Source organism: Streptomyces sp. NPDC000345, from assembly GCF_042898825.1.
GTDB lineage: Bacteria > Actinomycetota > Actinomycetes > Streptomycetales > Streptomycetaceae > Streptomyces.
Genome location: NZ_JBIAZE010000002.1, coordinates 35,150 through 53,914, shown reverse-complemented (window position 1 = coordinate 53,914; position 18,765 = coordinate 35,150). Strand labels below are relative to the sequence as shown.

The window sequence follows — 18,765 nt, the reverse complement described above, 5'->3', positions numbered from 1 at the left end:
GGACCGCACCCGATGCTGGGAGCGATTGGACTCGACGGGACGCACGAGTCGGCGTACCGGGCGCTGGTGTCGGTGGGCGCCGCCGACGTACCCGATCTGGCCCGCCGGCTGGCCCTCGGCGAGTACGACACCGAGCGTGCCCTGCGTCGTCTGGAGCGGCACGGTCTGGTGGCGCAGTCCCCGGGCCGGCCCGGCCGCTGGGTCGCCGCGCCGCCGGGTGTCGCGCTGGGCGCGCTGCTCACCCAGCACCGGCACGAGCTGGAACAGGCGGAGCTGGCGGCCGCGCTGCTCGCCGAGGAGTACCGGGCGGCGGCCGCCGAACCGTCCGTGCACGACCTGGTCGAGGTGGTGACGGGTGCGGCGGCGGTCTCCCAGCGGTTCCTGCAGATCCAGCTGGGGGCGAGCGACGAGGTGTGCGCGCTGGTCACCGGCACCCCGGTGGCCGTGACCGGGGCGGAGAACGACGCGGAGGAGCGGGCGGCCGAGCGCGGGGTGCGCTACCGCGTCGTCCTCGAACGGGAGGTGCTCCACCAGCCGCACGGCCTCACGGAACTGGCCGCCGCGCTCGGCCGCGACGAACAGGTGCGGGTGGTGGACCGGGTGCCGACGAAACTGGTCGTGGCCGACCGGTCACTCGCCCTCGTCCCGCTGACCGGCCGCTCGGCGGAGCCCGCCGCGCTGGTGGTGCACGCCAGCGGACTCCTCGAACTCCTGTCGGGCCTGTTCGAGTCGGTGTGGCGGGAGGCCCTGCCGCTGGGGCTCGGCGCGGACGGGGTGATGGCGCGGGAACCGCACGGGCCCGACGCCACCGACCTGGAGATCCTGTCCCTGCTGCTGGCCGGGCTGACCGACGCGAGCGTCGCCAAACAGCTGGACCTGGGGCTGCGGACCGTACAGCGCCGGGTGAAGGGCCTGATGGAACTGACGGGGGTGTCGACCCGGCTCCAGCTGGGCTGGGTCGCGCACGAGCGCGGCTGGGTGACCCGAGAGCGGTAGCCCCCGCGCCCGCGTACCGCTTGACCTGCGTGTTCCCCGGGACTCCGGCACTCTGAACAGATGGGAGCGTGGGAACTCCTGCTGGTCGGTCTGGTCCTGCTGCTCGGCCTGTGCGGAGTGCTGGTGCCCGGTGTGCCGGGGTCGTGGCTGGTGTGGTCCGCGGTCCTGTGGTGGGCGCTGAAGGATCCGCAGCCGGTCGCCTGGTGGGTGCTCGTGGGCGCCACGGCCGCGCTGATGCTGAGCCAGGTGGTCCGCTGGGCGCTCCCGCCCCGCCGTCTGCGGGAGAGCGGCGCGACGCCCCGGATGGCGGTGTACGCCGGGGTCGGCGCGTTCCTCGGGTTCTTCCTGCTGCCCGTGGTCGGCACGATCCCCGGCTTCCTGGGCGGTGTCTACCTCTGCGAGCGGCTCCGCCTGGGCCGCGGCGGCGAGGCCCGCGCGGCGCTGCGCCGGGCCATGCGCTCGGGCGGCTGGAGCGTCCTGGCGGAACTGTTCACCTGCCTGCTGATCACGGGGGCGTGGCTGGGGGCGGTGCTGTGGGGGTGATTCCCTTTCCGGCTCCTGCGGCCGGGCTGCGCACCCCACCGGTCGGCCGGTCGCTCGGCCGGCCTGTCTGTCGGCCGGTCGGCCACTCGGCCACTCGGCCACTCGGCGTCCGGGCGTCCGGGCGTCCCGTCCTGTCGGCTACTCGGGACGGCGGAACAGGGCCGTCCACAGAAAGGGCTCGCCGAAGTGCGGGGACCCGGGGGGCTCGTCGCGCATCGGGCGGAGCTCGATCTCGGTCAGGCCGGAGAAGATCCGCCGCAGTGACCGAGGTGTGTAGGCGAGGCCGCCGTGGAGGCGGGACTGGTGGTAGAAGGCCTCGTCGGGGAGTTCCGAGCCCATCCGTCCGGCGGCGAAGCAGGTGAGGGAGAGGTGGCCGCCCGGGGCCAGGGAGCGGTCGAGCAGGGCGAGGTAGCTGATGCGGCGGTGCGGTGGCAGGTGGTGGAAGCAGCCGGAGTCGTGGATCAGGTCGTACGGGCCGCCGGGGCCGGCCCCGTCCGGGGTGAGGGCGAACGCGTCGCCGCAGTGGAACCGGATGTCGGCCGCCGCCTCACGGGCCCGGTCCCGCGCCCAGGCGATGGCGGCCGGGGAGAGGTCCACCGCGTCCACCTCGAAGCCCCGGGAGGCGAGATGGAGGGCGTTGCGGCCCGGTCCGCAGCCCAGGTCGAGGGCGCGGCCCGGGGAGATGAGCCCCCGGTCGAGGTGGGAGACCAGGTTCTCGTCCGGCTTCGCCGCGAAGAACGGCACCGGCCTGTCGCGGTCCGCGTAGAAGCCGTCCCACCAGGAGGCCGCGCCGCTCGTCCAGCGGTCGGCCTCCGGCGCGAACAGGCCGTCCAGCAGCCTCAACACGTCGTCCACCGTGCGGATGTGACGCTCCATGCCGTTCCCCCTTCTGCCCGCGGCGATGGGGAAAACCTAGGCGCAGAAGACACGAAAGGCCAGCTCAGACGGGGTGGCGGGCGGGCGCCCTCGCGGGTCTGGCGGCCCCCGGCGCGGCGCGGGGACCCGGTGGCCGCCGGGGCCGCGGACGGGGTTCCGCGGCCCCGCCGAGGGCCGTCAGGCGGCCTGTTGCGCGACCGCCGACGGCACTTTTCTCACCACCGCGCCACCCCTTCGAGCTCGAGGAGCCGGATCTTGCGCTCCAGGCCGCCGGCGTAGCCCGTGAGGGAGCCGTCGGCGCCGATCACCCGGTGGCAGGGGCGCAGAATGAGCACGGGGTTCGCGCCGATCGCCCCGCCGACGGCCCGGACGGCCGCCCTGGAGGCGCCGACGCGGGCGGCGATCTCGCCGTACGTCGTGGTCGCCCCGTAGGGGACGGTGTCGAGGGCCGCCCACACCCGCTCGCGGAACTCCGTGCCCTCGGCCCGCAGCTCCAGACGGAACTCCTTCAGCTCGGCGGCGAAGTAGGCGGCGAGCTGTTCCTCGGCGGCGCGGAAGGGGCCCGGGTCGTGCCGCCAGTCGTCCAGGACGGTGCGTCCGCCCTTCTGTCCGGGCACGGAGAGCGAGGTCAGCGCGCCGTCGGGGCCGGCGGTCAGGAGCAGGGTGCCGAGCGGGCTGGCGACGCCGGTCCAGTACACGGGTGCGTTCTCCGGCTTGCGGGTCATGGGGTCTCCTCCGCTGCACGCAGGTGGTGAAGGGCGTACGTCCGCCAGGGACGCCAGCTGTCGGGTACGTCCGCGCCGGGCGGCGCGACGTCGGGGTCGCCGAGGGCGCGGGCCCTGATCGCCGCCACGGTACGGGCGTCCAGGCCGGGCACGGCGAGCAGGGCGGCCTCGGCGTCGTCCCGGTCGGTGCCCGGGTCGAGGCGGACGGTGCCGTCCGCGAGGGCGACGGCGAGCGGGCCGACCGCCGCCGTCAGGGCGGCCGGTTCCGGGAACAGATGGGTGAGGGTGCCGCAGGACGCGTCCAGGGCCTTGCCGTGCGCGCGGACCAGCCGCTCGGCCCCGGCCCGGCCGACCAGGGCCCGTACGGCGTACTCCTCCGGGTCGGCCGCTCCCGGGGCGCGCAGTCCGGGCCGGGCGGCGACCAGGGGGGCGAGCCGCGGATCGGCGCCGAGGCGGGCGTCGACGGCGTACGGGTCGGCGTCGAGGTCGAACAGCCGGCGCAGCCGCTGGACGGCGGTGGTGAGGTCGCGCGGGTCGGTGAGGTGCAGCCGGGCGTCGAGCCAGCCGCCGGGGTGGAGGGCCGAGGCGCGGCCCGGATCGCCCGGCCGCTCGTCGACGGCGGCGATCCCGGTGCCGTAGGGCAGGCGGAGCGTACGGCGGTATGTGCGCCCGCCGGCCGGGCCGCTCACCTCCTCCACCCCGGCCACGGCCTCCCGCTGCAGCAGGTCGAACACGGAGGCCGCGTGGTAGGGGCCGCGGTGGGCGAGCCGCAGCGGGATCCCGGCGGACGGGGTGGCCGTACGCCGGGAGGTGCGGACGGCGGCGCGCAGCCCGGTCGGGGTCGCCGCGTACACGGCGCGGATCGTGTCGTTGAACTGGCGCACACTGGCGAACCCGGAGGCGAACGCGATCTCGGTGACCGGCAGGCCGGTGGTCTGGAGCAGGACCCGCGCGGTGTGGGCGCGCTGGGCGCGGGCGAGGGCGACGGGGCCGGCGCCGAGTTCGGCGGTCAGCTGGCGCTGCACCTGGCGGGCGCTGTAGCCGAGCCGTACGGCGAGACCGGCGACGCCCTCGCGGTCCACGACCCCGTCGCCGATCAGCCGCATGGCGCGGCCGACGACGTCGGCGCGCACGTTCCAGTCGGCCGAGCCGGGCACGGCGTCCGGGCGGCACCGCCGGCAGGCCCGGAAGCCCGAGCCCTGCGCGGCGGCGGCCGTCGGGAAGAAGCGCACGTTGTGCCGCTTCGGGGTGACGGCGGGGCAGCTGGGCCGGCAGTAGATGCCGGTCGTCGCGACGGCGAAGAAGAACTCCCCGTCGAACCGGGCGTCCCGGCTGCGCACCGCCTCGTACCTGGTGTCGTACGGCGTGCCGTATCCGATGTCCTGGCCCGTCATGGGTCCCAGTCTTCGCCCGCGACGGGAACCCCGCTAGCGGAAATCGGACGTGACGGTGGCAGGGGAACGGCGACCGGCGGGGGTGCGCCGGTCACCGGACGCGCCGGCCGCCGGTCAGCGGGGAGGGGCGGGCCGCCACGGGCTCCGGCCCCGCTTGGCGTCCCCCGCCGCCCGGCCCTCCGCCTGCTTGCGTTTCCAGTCCTGGCGGACGTCGGCCCGTACCCGGGCGTCGGATTTCGCGACGATCCACTGGTTCTCGCGCACGAGCTTGCGGTAGCTCTCCAGCCGCCGCGGGGGCAGTTCCCCGTCCTCGACGGCGGCGCGCACCGCGCACCCCGGTTCGGACGCGTGCGCGCAGTCGTGGAACCGGCAGCCGCGGGCCAGTTCCTCGATCTCCGCGAAGACCTGCCCGACCCCGCCGCCGGCGTCCCACAGCCCGACCCCGCGCAGTCCGGGCGTGTCGATGAGGACGCCCCCGCCGGGCAGCGGCAGCAGATTGCGGGTGGTCGTGGTGTGCCGTCCCTTGCCGTCCTGGTCGCGGGTGGCCCGCACGTCCATCACGTCCACCCCGGCGAGCGCGTTCGCCAGCGTGGACTTGCCCGCGCCGGACGCCCCGAGCAGCACGGCCGTGCCCCGCCCGAGCAGCCCGGCGAGCTCCTCGACGCCCTCGCCGTCGCGGGCGCAGACGGTGAGCACCGGCACGCCGGGCGCGCTGGTCTCGACGTCCTGGACGAGGTGCGCCAGCGTGACCGGGTCGGGTACCAGGTCGGCCTTGGTGAGCACGACGACGGGCTGCGCGCCGGACTCCCAGGCGAGCGCCAGGAACCGTTCGACGCGGCCGAGGTCGAGTTCGACGGCCAGGGACATCGCCACCAGGGCGTGGTCGACGTTGGCGGCGAGGATCTGCCCCTCGGACCGCTTGGAGGAGGTGGAGCGGACGAAGGCGGTGCGACGGGGCAGCAGGGTCCGCACGTACCGAGGATCGGCGCTCTCGGGGTCGAGGGCGACCCAGTCCCCGGTGCAGACGACCTTCAGCGGGTCACGGGGGACGACGAACTCGGTGTCGGCACGGACGGTGCCGGCCGCGGTGACGACGTCGCACAGCCCGCGGTCGACCCGCACGACACGACCGGGCAGGAGACCCTGCTCGGCATGGGGAGCGAACTCGGCTTCCCAGCCCGCGTCCCAGCCGTGGGCGACGAGAGCGTGCGACGAAGCCGAAGTTTGCGGAAAAGAGGAGTGATGCAAGGGAAACCCTTCACAGGGCGGCCCCGGCGGCGCGCTCACGGGCGCGCGAACGTGTCCGAGTGGTCAGCCGGAGACCGCGGGGGTGGGATGGATGAACTTCTGGGTCCGGGGAGCACCCGGCGCAACGACGGTCATCACGGTCCTCACCTCCTGTTCTGCGCGAGCTCACGCTCACTCGACGGCTTGCGGTGCAGAGCGTAGGGGACAGGGGCGCCGCGATGCCAACGCTTTTTTCCGCGAAGGGGTTTCGGCGGGCCCGGGTCGCCGGCTCAGATGCCGATGTCCAAGTGGCCGCAAATGTCCGGGACGACAACAGCTTCCATGTCGCCCCCGACCGGCACCTCGTCCGTGCTGACCCGGGTATGCCCCTCTCGACAGATCGACAAGCGCCGGGCAGGTCACCGTCCAGGGCGTGGGCGGCGTGGAGGACGTGGCGGGTCTCCCGCTCCGTCGTCGCACCGGGTGTCGCGCAGGCTTCGGTTCCGGCAACCGGACACCCCGGCGTCGTCGTGCCGTCCGCGAGCCCGTCCCAGGTGGCCGGGCGTCAGGAGCCCGTGCACTCCTGCCCGTTGAGGGTGATGCCGGACGGTGCCGTGTTGGTGTCCTGCCAGGAGGCGAGGAAGCCGAAGGAGAGGGTGCCGTTCGCGGGGACGGAACGGTTGTAGTCGGCGGCGGTCGCGGTGACCCGGGAGCCGTTCTGGGCGACGCTCGCGTCCCACATCTGGTCGACCCGCTGCCCGTCCTCGAAGGACCAGGCGACCCGCCAGGAGTCCAGGGCGGTGGGGGAGGTGACCGTCACGGTGGCCTGGAAGCCGTCGGGCCACTGGTTGACGAGGTCGTAGTGGACCTCGCACACGGCCGCGTCCTGGCTTTCGCCCGGGCCGGCGGTGGACGAGGTGGTGCCCTGGGGTTCGGGGTCGGGCTTCTCGTCGTCGGTCGCGCTCGGCGAGGCACTGCCGGAGGGCGCCGGGGACGCGGAGGACGGCGCGGCGGAGGTCGCGGGAGCGGTGGACGGCCGTGCGGAGCCGGCCACCGGGGTGGTGTCGGTGGGGACGCCCTGCGCGCCGGTCTCCATGTCGCCGTCGCCGCCGAACGGCATCAGCGACACGGCGAGCGCCGCTCCGGAGACCAGTACGGCGGCCAGGAGCAGGCCGTTGCGCCTGAGCCGTGCCTTGCCCGCGGCGGCCCGCTCCGCCTCGCCCTGCGGGTCCGGCGCGTCGGGGCGCCCGGCGCCCAGGCGGACCTCGGCGGCCCGGCGGCGGCGCTCCAGGTAGGCGAGGCCGCCCCAGCCGATGACCCCGCCGGCGAGGGCGGCGGGCAGCCCGCCGCCGTGCAGCCGCAGACAGGCGGCGGCCTCGGCGCACTCCACGCAGGTGGCGAGGTGCCGGGAGAGGTCGTCGGGGGTCTCGGCGCCGGGCGAGCGGGTGACGGCGTCGAGCAGCCGGACGTACGAGCGGCACTCCGCGCTCATCGGCGTGTCGAGGTGGTTGCGGTGGCAGCGGTCCCGGAACAGGCCTCGGACCTGGTTCAGTTCCTCGACGGAGGCGTCCGGGTCCAGCCCCTGGCGGCGGACGACGGAACGCAGCGGCAGCGCCTCCACCTCCGCCAGCCACAGCAGGGTGGCGTCCGCCTCCCCCATGTCGCGCAGTCCGCGCAGGGCGATGGGGCGGCTCAGGGGCGGGCCGGTGTAGCGCCACGCCTTGTCCGAGTTGAGCCACAGGCGCAGGTCGGGGTCGAGTTTGTGGCCCTGTCCCTCGGCCTCCCAGGCGGCCGCCGTGTTGCGTACGGCGGTCAGCAGCATGGGGATCCGGGGCAGCCGGGAGGAGCGGCGGCCGGCGTTGCGCGCGGTACCGTCCTCGGCGGCGCGGGCCTCGCGTATGCCGAGCGCGAACGCCTCGCGGGCCAGCTGGTTGGCCGCGGTCGAACCGGACGTGCACAGGTCCGCGTACGACAGGACGGCGTCCCAGCACTCGGAGAACAGCGCGGCCTCCGCGGCGTCCTTCGGGGTCGGCAGGTCGGGCATGGGTCTCCTGCATCGAAATGCGAGGTCAACTCACCATGGCGGCAATGGAGTTGGGGGGAACCTCGCGGCAGGGACCGAGGATTTCACGTTTCTCACACAACTGACAAGCGCCCTGTTCAGATGTCATGTAAGGACGTCCGTACAGGGGTTCGGCACGCGGCCGCGTCCACTGCTGCGCCGAGTAGTACGGACGCGGACCGCTCTGTGCTCAACGGCGGTGCCGGGACTATACGGCCGCCGTCTCCTGTGCCGGAAGACTGTCCATGAAGGAACTCACGGAGAACACCGCGCGGCCGGGTCCGGGCGGGCCGTAGCCGGGGGGCGAGGACAGTCCGAAGTCGTCCATCGTGGCCCGGTAGGCCTCGAGGAGACGGATGTGGTACTCCAGCGGCGCGCCCTGGGGGTTGGCCTTGCCGAGCGGGGTCGTCGGCTCGGGGCACCAGGTGGTGAAACGGGGCGTGATGCCGTGCGACATGAAGAAGCGCAGGCCCTCGGTGGTCGACGCGATCGCCTCGTCGACGGTGGTGAAACCGAACGGCTCGGCCATCTCCACGCCCGCCACGAAGTTGGGGATGACGTTGCGCGCGCCGAACACCTCGGCGGAGTCGAGGATCCGCTTGTGCCACTCGTCGCGGCCGACGTAGCGCTCCTTGCCCGGGCAGTACAGCTCGAACAGCCGGCGGTCCCACACCTCGTAGTTGGGGTGGTAGATCTGCACGCCGTGGTCCTTGAACCGCTGCACGTCGTCGCGCGGCAGCGCCTGGGCCACGACCTTGCCGATCCAGCGGCCCGGGAAGCGCTCCTCGATGGCCTTGGCGTAGTGGCCGTAGAAGTCGGCCTCGTCGCGCCCGGCGACCGTCTTGGTGATGGCCCCGCCGGTGAGGGTGTAGGCGGTGGACGCCTTCGCGGTGTCGTACCGGTCGATGATCTCCAGGGCCTCCAGCACCTCCTCGACGTCCTTGACGCCGGTGTAGGGCCGGCCGGCCGCCTTGTGCTGCCGCCAGTTGTGGTTGATGTCGCAGTACTGGCACTCCTCCTTGGCGCCGAAGTACTGGCAGACCCGGAAGACGGTCAGGTAGATCAGGTAGCCCCACTGGATGGTCGGGGCCACCTCCATCACGGACTTCCCGTTGGACAGGGTGTGCCGGTAGTACTCGGGCATGGGCGGCACGCCGACGTCCGCGATGCGGCTGCCGTCGAGGTAGAGCCCGAGGAGCCCCTCGTCGTCCGCCGCCACCCGGTACGGCGAGGACGGGTTCACCCGCACGGACACGACGGTCCGCCGCAGGCCGTACGGCCCGCCGGTGAGGATGATCTCCTCCGGCGGGCGGCGCAGCGCGGCCTCGCCCAGTTCGGGCAGGGTGCCGTGGTCGAAGGAGAAGATGAAGTACGACTTCGGCTTGACCTCACCCGACTCGTTGTCACTGAGGGCGGAGGCGTCGAAGGCCACTCCCCCGCGCAGCAGGTCCTCCTTGAAGACGGCCTCCCGCGGAACATGCGGAAACCGCTCCATCAGATCCTCGACCAGCGCGGTACGGCTGCCCATCCGTCTCTCCTCCCGGCTCAGGCGTACGACTCCTCACGGTATGCCCCCGGCGGCACGGGGGTGGGGGCGGGGGGCCTCGTGTTGCCGGCAAGGTAGGTTCGACCTGGGAATTCCCCGGTTCGCGGGAAGGTCCTGGTTCTCGGTTCTCCTCGGGAAGGGCGGGCAGTCGCATGGGCGGGACCGTGGCGGACGGGGTGGGGCGCGGCGGGGCGGCGCAGGGCCGGCCGTGGCGCAACTGGGCGGGCAACATCACCTTCGCCGCCGGGGAGCCGCACCGCCCGGACTCGTCGGACGCGTTGCGCGCGCTCGTGGCGGGGAGCGGGCGGGTGCGGGTGCTGGGCAGCGGGCACTCGTTCAACACGATCGCCGAGCCGGGCGCCGACGGGGTGCTGCTGTCGCTGGACGCCCTGCCGGCCGAGGCCGAGGTGGACACGGCGGCACGGACCGTGCGGGTCGGCGGCGGGGTGCGGTACGCGGAACTGGCCCGGCGGGTGCACGCGCACGGTCTCGCCCTGCCGAACATGGCGTCCCTCCCGCACATCTCCGTGGCCGGTTCGGTGGCGACCGGCACCCACGGGTCGGGGGTGCGCAACGGGTCGCTGGCCTCGGCCGTGCGGGAGGTGGAGATCGTCACGGCGGACGGCTCGACCGTCGTCCTGGCGCGCGGCGACCGGCGCTTCGGCGGGGCCGTCACCTCCCTGGGCGCGCTCGGCGTGGTCACCGCGCTCACCCTGGACCTGGAGCCGGCCTACGAGGTCGAACAGCATGTGTTCACCGAACTTCCCCTGGACGGGCTGGACTTCGAGGCGGCGGCGGGGGCCGCGTACAGCGTGAGCCTGTTCACCGACTGGGCTGCGCCCGGCTTTCGGCAGGTGTGGCTGAAGCGGCGCACCGATCAGCCCCTCTCCGGTTTCCCGTGGGCCGCGCCCGCCACCGAGGCGCTGCATCCGGTGCCGGGGATGCCGGCGGTCCACTGCACCGAGCAGTTCGGGGTGCCGGGACCGTGGCACGAGCGGCTGCCGCACTTCCGGGCGGAGTTCACCCCGAGCAGCGGGAAGGAGCTGCAGAGCGAGTATCTGCTGCCCCGGTCGGCCGCCGACGGGATGCTGTATGCGATCGACGGAATCCGGGAGACGGTCGCCCGTGTCCTGCAGACCTGCGAGGTGCGTACGGTCGCCGCCGACGAGCAGTGGCTGAGTCCCGCCTTCGGCCGGGACACGGTGGCGGTGCACTTCACCTGGGTGGCGGACCCGGCGGTCGTGCTGCCGGTGGTGCGGGAGGTGGAGGCGGCGCTGGAGCCCTTCTCGCCGCGGCCGCACTGGGGGAAGGTGTTCGGGATCCCGGCAGCCGAGGTCCGCGGACGGTATCCCCGGCTCGCGGAGTTCGCGGCGCTGGTACGGGAGCTCGATCCCGCCGGGAAGTTCACCAACGCCTTCGTGCGGGACATCCTGGGGAGCTGAACGCGCCACGGCCCCGACGGACTTTATAAAGCCCCTTTCCTAACCCCTTGTCGAACGCCGTGGCACGCCATAGCCTGACGCCGCGCCGGTGCCGTCGCCGTACCGGCGACAGTGCCGGGGGTCGAAGGGAGCTCGATGAAGCGCGGCACATCACGGGACATCCGCACCGCGAACCGCTACGAGGTGCTGCGCCAGATCGTCGCCGCCTCGCCCACCTCACGGCAGGAGCTGGCGGCCGCGACCGGGCTCTCCCTGGCCACGGTCGCCACCCTCGTCGGCGAGCTGCTCGACCTCCGCATGATCACGGAGGTCGGGTTCGAGGACTCGGCGGGCGGCCGTCCCCGGGGCCTCGTGGCCGTCAACGCGTCGGGGGGCGCGTTGATCGGCGTCGACATCGCGGAGACGTACGTCCATGTCGAGCTGTTCGACCTCGCGCTGAACGTGCTGGCCCGCGCGGAGGAGGACATGCGCCCCGGCGAGAGCCGGCCGGAGCAGGTGGTCGGCCATGTCGCCGCGGCCGTCGGCTCGGTGGTGGCGCAGGCCGGGATCGAGGCGGCCCGGGTGCTCGGCGTCGGGGTGAGCGTACCGGGGCAGGTGGACCGGGACACGGGTGTCGCCGAGTACGCGCCCAACTGGGACTGGCACGACGTGCCGTTGCTCGACCTGCTCTCCGAGCACATCGCCTATCCCCTGTACCTGGACAATCCGCTGCGCGCCGGCGCGGTCGCCGAGCTGTGGTTCGGGGCGGCGCGCGGCCACGGCAACGCGGTCGTGGTCAACCTCGGCACGGGCGTCGGGGCCGGACTCGTCCTGGGCGGCGCACTGCACCGCGGGGTCAGCAACAGCGCCGGCGAATGGGGGCACACCACCCTCGTGCTCGACGGCCGGCTGTGCCGGTGCGGCAACCACGGCTGTGTGGAGACGTACGTGGGCGCGCCCGGCATCATGCAGAACCTGCGTGAAATCGCCCCGCGGAGCCCCCTGTTGCATCCCGAGGACCAGACCGCCACCGTCGACGCCCTGGCGGACGCGGTCGCCGCGAACGACCCGGTCGCCGTCAAGGTCGTACGGGACACGGCCCGTTACCTCGGGGCCGGCATCGCCAACCTGGTCAACGTGCTCAACCCCGAGGTGGTCGTGCTGAGCAGCTGGGTCGCCGCCCGGCTCGGCGTGCCCCTCCTTCAGGAGGTGCGCGAGGCCGTCGCCCGGCACGCGCTGAAACGGCCGCTGGCCGCCAACCGGATCGTCCTCTCCCCGATCCCCACCGACCCGGCGTGTCTGGGCGCGGCGACGTTCGCGCTCGAGGGGGCGCTGCAGTCCGTGGGGCAGCGGACCGCGAAGCGTCCGGCCGCGGCGAGGAGCCGTACCGCGCCGGCCTCGTGAACCGGCGAACCGCACCGCCTTCACGCCGACGAAGGGATGCAGTGGTGAACGTGCACCGGCGGGGCCGCCCGGACGGCGTTCGCGGCCGAACGCGCCCGCACCGGGGCCCTGTTCACCGCCCCGTCCGCGAGCGCCGCCCACCGGCCGCGCCGGCCGGGTGATCCGCCGGGCGATCCGCCCCCGCCGCACGGGTGGCACCGAACAGGCCCGGCCGCACCCGTGACCGCCCCCTGAGCCGAGGGCCGCCGGACCTGACCCGGCGGCCCTCACCCCGGCGTCCCGAGCCGCCTCGCGGGCTGCCTCAACCGCCCTTCTCCGCGCCCGCGTTACCCACACCTGCGGCGCTCCACACCCCTCCCCGCACCCCGGTCGGTTCGCTATCCCGAACCGATCACAACGCTTCGAACAGGCTTCGTCCAACCCCTTGCCGAAGCCTTAGCCGAAGGTTAACGTCCCGCTCCGCGACAGGAATCGAGCCACCTGGCGCCGGTGCACAGAGCCGTAGCCGCACTTCGAGACAAGGACGTCAGCATGTCGGCAATGAGCAACAACTGGTCCCGCCGTTCTCTCTTCCGGGCCGCCGCGGGCATGGCCGCGGCCGGCACGCTGGCCGCCTGCGGCAGCAACAACGGCCGAGGGGGGAGCGGTTCGGGCAAGGGCCTGGTGCAGTACTTCCACGCGTACGGCGAGGCGGGCACCGAGCAGGCGATCAAGCGGTACGCGAAGGCCTACAAGGACGCGAACGTGACCACGCAGTGGATCACGGGCTCGAACTTCGAGAGCAAGCTCTTCGCGGCTCTGCTCACCGACCAGGCGCCCGACCTGTTCGAGTTCCACCCGCAGTACCAGCTCATCGAGAGCGGCCAGGTGGCCGACCTGACCGACCTCATCGAGCCGGTCAAGGACGACTTCAACCAGGCCGACATCGCCTCGCACACGGTGGACGGGAAGACGTACGGCATCCGTATGATCGACGACCCGCAGTTCTTCTTCTACCGCAAGTCGATGCTGGAGAAGGCGGGCGTCGAGCCGCCGACCACGCTGGACGAGCTGATGGAGGCCGCCGCCAAGCTCACCACCAGCAAGGTGAAGGGCCTGTTCCTCGGCAACGACCTGCACGCCGTCATCCAGCCCCTGATCTACGGGGCCGGTGCCGACACCCTCGACGACAAGAACCAGATCGCGTACCACACGGACGGCGTCGTCGAGGGCCTGAAGGCGATGCGCAAGATATTCACCAGCGGCGACCTGCTGCTGGACGCGCCGGCCGACTTCTGGGACCCTTCCGCGCTCAACCAGGGCCTGTGCGCCATCCAGTGGTGCGGGATGTGGGCGATGCCGCAGTTCCAGAAGGCGCTCGGTGACGACCTCGGCATCATGCCCTTCCCGAAGGTCGGCTCCGCCGGCAGGCCGGCCGTCTACAACGGCGGCTGGTCGATGTTCGTCAACGCCAAGGGCAAGAACGTCGACGCGGCCAAGGAGTACGTCAAGTGGCTGTGGATCGACCAGAAGGAGTACCAGGAGGACTGGGCCCTGTCCTACGGCTTCCACATCCCGCCGCGCACCTCCATCGCCGCCGGCGCGGACAAGCTGAAGTCGGGCCTGCCGGCCGAGGGCGTGAAGCTGTTCAACGAGTTCGGGCACTTCGACAGGATCGGCTGGACGCAGGCGATGATCACGGCCACGGAGGACGTCTTCGCCAACTGCGTCCGCAAGAACGGCGATCCGGAGGCCGCGCTCGACCAGTGCGACAAGAAGGTCGACGCCGAACTGAAGAAGCTCTTCGGATAGGCCGCCGGACGGATCGCGTCATGTCTGCCATCGCCAAGCGCGACCTCGCGCGCCCCGCCCCGGCCAAGGTCTCCAAGGCCCGGCCGCGGCGGGGGCTGCGGGGCAACCGCACCTTCAACTTCTGGCTCTTCACCAGCCCGTTCCTGGTCGGGCTGCTGATCTTCGTCTACGTCCCCATCGGCTGGAGCATCTACCTCAGCTTCTTCGAGGCCCGCTTCACCGTCACACCGAGCGAGTTCGTCGGCTTCGCCAACTACCGCGAGATGCTGGGCAACGACGACTTCATGGGGTCGCTCGTCACCTTCACCGTCTTCGCCGCCATCATCGTGCCCACCACGTGGGCGCTGTCGCTGGGCCTGGCGCTCCTGGTGAACCGGCTGCGGTTCATGCGGGCGTTCTTCCGGTCGGTGTTCTTCCTCCCGACCGCGTGCTCCTATGTCGCCGCCTCGTTGATCTGGAAGATGTCCATCTTCAACGGCGTCCGCTTCGGCCTGGCGAACACGGTGCTCGGCTGGTTCGGCGTCGAGAACATCGCCTGGCTCGCCAACCCCGACCCGCCCTGGTACTGGCTGGTCATCGTCACCGCCCGGCTGTGGCTGCAGTCCGGCTTCTACATGATCCTCTTCCTGGCCGCGCTGCAGAACATCCCGAGCGAGCTGTACGAGGCCGCCGCCATCGACGGCGCCAGGCCGGGCTGGCAGACCTTCCGGTACATCACGCTGCCGCAGCTGCGCGCGACCTCCACGGCCGTGATCCTGCTGCTGCTCGTCGCCGCCTACCAGGCCTTCGACGAGTTCTTCAACCTGCTGGCGCGCACCACCTGGGGCCGGCCGCCCCTCGTCGAGCTGTACTACGTCGCCCTGGGCCAGGAGCAGGACTACGGCCGGGGCAGCTCCGGTGCCGTGATCCTGACCCTGCTGATCTGCGTCGTGACCCTCCTCCAGGGCAGGATCATGGGCTTCGGAAGGGGTGAGGAGTCCAAGTGAGCACGATCGCACCCGAGGTGAAGGACGCGATGCCCCCGGCCCCCCGGCCACACCGCAGGCGGCGCGGCAGCTCGGTCATGGGCTCCGCCGGCCTGTACCTCGCCACCGGCGTCGCCGCGCTGTTCTTCCTGATCCCGTTCTACCTGCTGGTCCGCAACTCCCTGTCCACCGACCCCGAGATCACCGGCGAGAACTGGAAGTTCTTCCCCACGGACATCCAGTGGGGCAACATCACCGAGCCGTTCGAGGACACCACGGTCGACTTCAGCCAGTCGATGGTGAACTCGCTGATCGTGGGCATCCTGCACACCGTCGGCATCCTGTTCGTGTGCTCCCTCGCCGGTTACGGCCTGGCACGCATCCCCTACCGGCACGCCAACAAGGTGTTCTACGCCGTCCTGTTCACCCTGATGGTTCCCACCGCCGTCACCTTCGTCCCCAGCTTCGTGCTGGTGTCGTCCCTCGGCTGGGTGGACAGTTACCGGGGTCTCATCATCCCGGGCCTGTTCAGTGGTTTCACCTGCTTCCTCTTCCGGCAGTACTTCCTGGGCTTCCCGAAGGAGCTCGAGGAGGCGGCGCGGGTGGACGGACTCGGCTACTGGGGCGCGTACTGGCGCGTGGTCGTCCCCAACTCGCTCAACTTCTTCGCGGCCATGGCCACGATCACGTTCATCAACGGCTGGAACTCCTTCCTGTGGCCGCTGGTCATCGGCCAGGACCCCAGCGCCTGGACGGTCCAGGTCGCGCTGTCGTCGTACATGACCAACCAGACCGTCAACTACCACCTGATCTTCATGGCCACGGCGATTTCCATCCTGCCCCTGTTGTTGGTGTTCCTCTTCCTCCAGCGCTGGCTGGTGCAGGGGATCGCACAGACCGGCATCAAGGGCTGAACTAGGAGACAGATGTCCTTCCGCACCACCAGCAGGACCACGGCCGTCGACTACGTCGAGGACGTCTCACCGGGCAGCGGGGCGCTTGCGCCCCGCGCCTGGTACGCCTCCTCCGACGCGAAGTCATTCTCTCTGAACGGAAGTTGGCGCTTCCGCCTGTCACCGACGGCGGACGCCGAGGACGATTCCTTCGCCGAAGGCGGCGACGAGTGCGGGGACTGGGCCGAGGTCACGGTCCCCGGCCACTGGGTCCTGCAGGGCGACGGCGCCTTCGGATCACCGATCTACACCAACCATCTCTACCCCTTCCCGGTCGACCCGCCGCGGGTGCCGACCGAGAACCCGACCGGTGACCATCTGCGGGTCTTCGACCTGCCGGCGGACTGGCCCGGTCGGTCGGAAGGCGGCGCCGTCCTGCGCTTCGACGGCGTCGAGTCCTGCGCCCGGGTGTGGCTGAACGGGACGGACCTCGGCGAGTTCAAGGGCTCCCGGCTGGCGCACGAGTTCGCCGTCGGACATCTGCTGAAGCCGTCGGGCAACGTCCTGGCGGTCCGGGTGCACCAGTGGTCCGCGGGCTCCTACCTGGAGGACCAGGACCAGTGGTGGCTGCCGGGCATCTTCCGTGACGTGACGCTGCTGCACCGGCCGGCGGGCAGCGTGCTCGACTTCTTCGTGCACGCCTCCTACGACCATGTCACGGGCGAGGGCACCCTGCGCGTCGACTCCGACGTCGACGGGAGGGTGACCGTGCCCGCCCTGGACATCGATGTCGAGACCGGGGAGACGGTCACCGTCCCTGTGCTGCCCTGGACGGCCGAGACCCCTCGGCTCTACGACGGCGTCCTCGCCACCGAGGGCGAGCGGGTGCCGCTGCGGATCGGCTTCCGGACCGTGGAGCTCGCCGACGGCCTGATCAAGGTCAACGGCAGGCCGGTCCTGTTCAAGGGCGTCAACCGGCACGAGTGGCACCCGGAACGGGGCCGCGCCCTGGACCCGGAGACGATGCGCCAGGACGTGCTGCTGATGAAGCGGCACAACATCAACGCCGTCCGCACCTCCCACTACCCGCCCCACCCCGCCTTCCTCGACCTGTGCGACGAGTACGGGCTGTGGGTGATCGACGAGTGCGACCTGGAGACCCACGGATTCGTCGAGCAGGACTGGCGGGACAACCCCGTCGACGACGACCGCTGGACCCCCGCCCTGCTGGACCGCGCCGCCCGTATGGTCGAGCGGGACAAGAACCACCCGTCGGTGGTGATCTGGTCGCTCGGCAACGAGGCCGGCACCGGCCGCGGCCTGACCGCGATGGCCGAGTGGATCCACGCCCGCGACACCTCACGGCTGGTGCACTACGAGGGTGACGTCGACTGCCGCGACACCGACATGTACTCGCGCATGTACGCCTTCCACGAGGAGGTCGAGCGCATCGGCCGCCGCCTGGACGGCGGCACCCTCAAGCGGCGCGGGCTCCCCTTCGTCCTGTGCGAGTACGCCCACGCCATGGGCAACGGGCCGGGCGGACTCGCCGACTACCAGCGGATCTTCGAGGCGCACGAGCGGGTCCAGGGCGGCTTCGTCTGGGAGTGGATCGACCACGGCATCCGCCACCCCGGGCTCGGCTACGCCTACGGCGGCGACTTCGGGGAGGAGCTGCACGACGGGAACTTCGTCTGCGACGGCCTGCTCCTCCCCGACCGCACCCCCTCCCCCGGCCTGGTCGAGTTCACGAAGGTGATCGAGCCGGTCGCCCTGGAGGGCTCGGGCGACGGCACCGTGCGGGTCACCAACAAGCAGGACTTCGCCGATCTGTCGGCGCTGACCTTCACCTGGGCGTTCGAGGCCGACGGCGAGACGGTCGGCTCGGGTGTCCTGCCGGTGCCCGCGCTCGGGGCGGGCCGGTCGGCGGACGTGAAGCTGCCGCAGCCCCCGGCGGACGTGCCGGCCGGCGCGGAGACGTACTGGACGGTGCGGGCCGTGCTCGCCGAGGACACGGCGTGGGCACCGGCCGGCCATGTGGTGGCGTGGGGCCAGGTGCCCGGCACGGCCCGGGCCGTGCCGTCGGTCGCCGCCACGAGCGGCCCGGTGGCCGACGGGCGCCTCATCACCCTCGGCCCGGCCGCCTTCGACGCGCGTACGGGCGCACTGCGCGGCATCGGCTCGGTGGAGGTGACCGGCCTGCGCCTGGACGTGTGGCGGGCGACCACCGACAACGACGACGGCGCGCCCTGGCAGTCGGACGTCCGGCACGGCGTGCTCTGGCGCAGGCTGGGCCTGCACCGGATGCGGCACCGCCTCGACGCGGTGGAGCTCGCGGACGACGCGCTGACGGTGCGGACCCGGGTGGCGCCGGCCGCCTGGGAGGTGGGGCTGTCGACGGTGTACCGGTGGACGTCGGACGGAGACCGGATACAGCTGACCGTGTCCGTCACTCCGGAGGGCGACTGGACGGTTCCGCTCCCCCGGCTCGGCGTGCGCTTCGGCCTGTCCGAGGCCGACACGGTGACCTGGTTCGGCGGCGGTCCCGGCGAGGCGTATCCGGACAGCAGGACGGCGTCGGCGGTCGGCCGCTGGCGGTCGACGGTGGATCGTATGCAGACTCCGTACGTCCGTCCGCAGGAGAACGGCGCCCGGGCCGACGTCCGGTGGGCGGAGCTCGGCGGACTGCGCGTCGAGGGCGCCCCGGAGTTCTGGTTCACCGCCCGGCGCTGGACGAGCGAGCAGCTGGACGCCGCCCGGCACCGTACCGATCTGACGCCGGGCGACACGGTGTGGGTCAACCTCGACCACGGTCAGCACGGTGTGGGCTCGCAGTCGTGCGGCCCGGGCCCGCTGCCGCAGTACTTCCTGGACGTGGCACCCGCCGAGTTCTCGTTCGTGTTCACGGCCACCCGCTGACCG

General features: G+C 72.4%; 14 protein-coding genes. 8 read left to right on the top strand and 6 right to left on the bottom strand.

The features are described from left to right. Positions 1-12 precede the first annotated feature (12 nt). Positions 13-996 (top strand): helix-turn-helix domain-containing protein, encoded by a 984-nt coding sequence (locus ACFY30_RS04900; RefSeq protein ID WP_390843735.1) that lies wholly within the window; start codon positions 13-15, stop codon positions 994-996. 60 nt (positions 997-1,056) lie between these two features. Continuing rightward, entirely contained in the window at positions 1,057-1,539 is a 483-nt protein-coding gene (locus ACFY30_RS04895) for a DUF456 domain-containing protein (RefSeq protein ID WP_390843734.1), read from the top strand. Positions 1,540-1,677: 138 nt separating this feature from the next. Here the strand turns inward: ACFY30_RS04895 and ACFY30_RS04890 are convergent, their stop codons facing one another. The 6 genes from ACFY30_RS04890 to ACFY30_RS04865 form a co-directional block, all read right to left on the bottom strand. Next, positions 1,678-2,415, bottom strand: coding sequence for a class I SAM-dependent methyltransferase (locus ACFY30_RS04890; RefSeq protein ID WP_390843733.1), 738 nt, complete (start codon positions 2,413-2,415; stop codon positions 1,678-1,680). Between the two features lie 215 nt (positions 2,416-2,630). Next, positions 2,631-3,140, bottom strand: coding sequence for a methylated-DNA--[protein]-cysteine S-methyltransferase (locus tag ACFY30_RS04885; protein WP_390843732.1), 510 nt, complete (start codon positions 3,138-3,140; stop codon positions 2,631-2,633). Continuing rightward, positions 3,137-4,534: a DNA-3-methyladenine glycosylase 2 family protein gene (locus ACFY30_RS04880; RefSeq protein ID WP_390843731.1), complete on the bottom strand. Its 1,398-nt coding sequence runs from the start codon at positions 4,532-4,534 to the stop codon at positions 3,137-3,139. The genes ACFY30_RS04885 and ACFY30_RS04880 overlap by 4 nt, the downstream gene beginning before the upstream one ends. A 114-nt stretch (positions 4,535-4,648) precedes the next feature. Continuing rightward, positions 4,649-5,782 carry a ribosome small subunit-dependent GTPase A gene (gene rsgA, locus ACFY30_RS04875; RefSeq protein WP_390843730.1) on the bottom strand — a complete coding sequence of 378 codons (1,134 nt, stop codon included), beginning with the start codon at positions 5,780-5,782 and terminating at the stop codon, positions 4,649-4,651. Positions 5,783-6,326: 544 nt separating this feature from the next. Beyond that, positions 6,327-7,805 carry a cellulose-binding domain-containing protein gene (locus tag ACFY30_RS04870; protein ID WP_390843729.1) on the bottom strand — a complete coding sequence of 493 codons (1,479 nt, stop codon included), beginning with the start codon at positions 7,803-7,805 and terminating at the stop codon, positions 6,327-6,329. A gap of 226 nt (positions 7,806-8,031) precedes the next feature. Beyond that, complete coding sequence (locus ACFY30_RS04865) at positions 8,032-9,351, bottom strand: radical SAM protein (protein WP_390843728.1); 1,320 nt, start codon at positions 9,349-9,351, stop codon at positions 8,032-8,034. Positions 9,352-9,521: 170 nt separating this feature from the next. Here ACFY30_RS04865 and ACFY30_RS04860 point away from each other — a divergent pair, with 170 nt between their 5' ends. The 6 genes from ACFY30_RS04860 (at position 9,522) to ACFY30_RS04835 (ending at position 18,762) form a co-directional block, all read left to right on the top strand. After that, on the top strand, positions 9,522-10,811 hold the full coding sequence (locus tag ACFY30_RS04860) for an FAD-binding protein (protein ID WP_390843727.1): 1,290 nt from the start codon (positions 9,522-9,524) through the stop codon (positions 10,809-10,811). 135 nt (positions 10,812-10,946) lie between these two features. Then, the gene (locus ACFY30_RS04855) at positions 10,947-12,194 is read left to right on the top strand and encodes an ROK family protein (RefSeq protein ID WP_390843726.1); all 1,248 of its coding nucleotides are present in this window, start codon (positions 10,947-10,949) and stop codon (positions 12,192-12,194) included. 531 nt (positions 12,195-12,725) lie between these two features. Continuing rightward, on the top strand, positions 12,726-13,985 hold the full coding sequence (locus ACFY30_RS04850; protein ID WP_390843725.1) for an ABC transporter substrate-binding protein: 1,260 nt from the start codon (positions 12,726-12,728) through the stop codon (positions 13,983-13,985). A gap of 20 nt (positions 13,986-14,005) precedes the next feature. Further along, entirely contained in the window at positions 14,006-14,971 is a 966-nt protein-coding gene (locus tag ACFY30_RS04845) for a carbohydrate ABC transporter permease (protein WP_390662507.1), read from the top strand. Positions 14,972-15,000: 29 nt separating this feature from the next. Further along, positions 15,001-15,864, top strand: a complete 864-nt coding sequence (locus ACFY30_RS04840; RefSeq protein WP_390844185.1) for a carbohydrate ABC transporter permease — start codon at positions 15,001-15,003, stop codon at positions 15,862-15,864. Positions 15,865-15,876: 12 nt separating this feature from the next. Continuing rightward, positions 15,877-18,762, top strand: a complete 2,886-nt coding sequence (locus tag ACFY30_RS04835; RefSeq protein ID WP_390843724.1) for a glycoside hydrolase family 2 TIM barrel-domain containing protein — start codon at positions 15,877-15,879, stop codon at positions 18,760-18,762. The last annotated feature ends 3 nt before the right edge of the window (positions 18,763-18,765 follow it).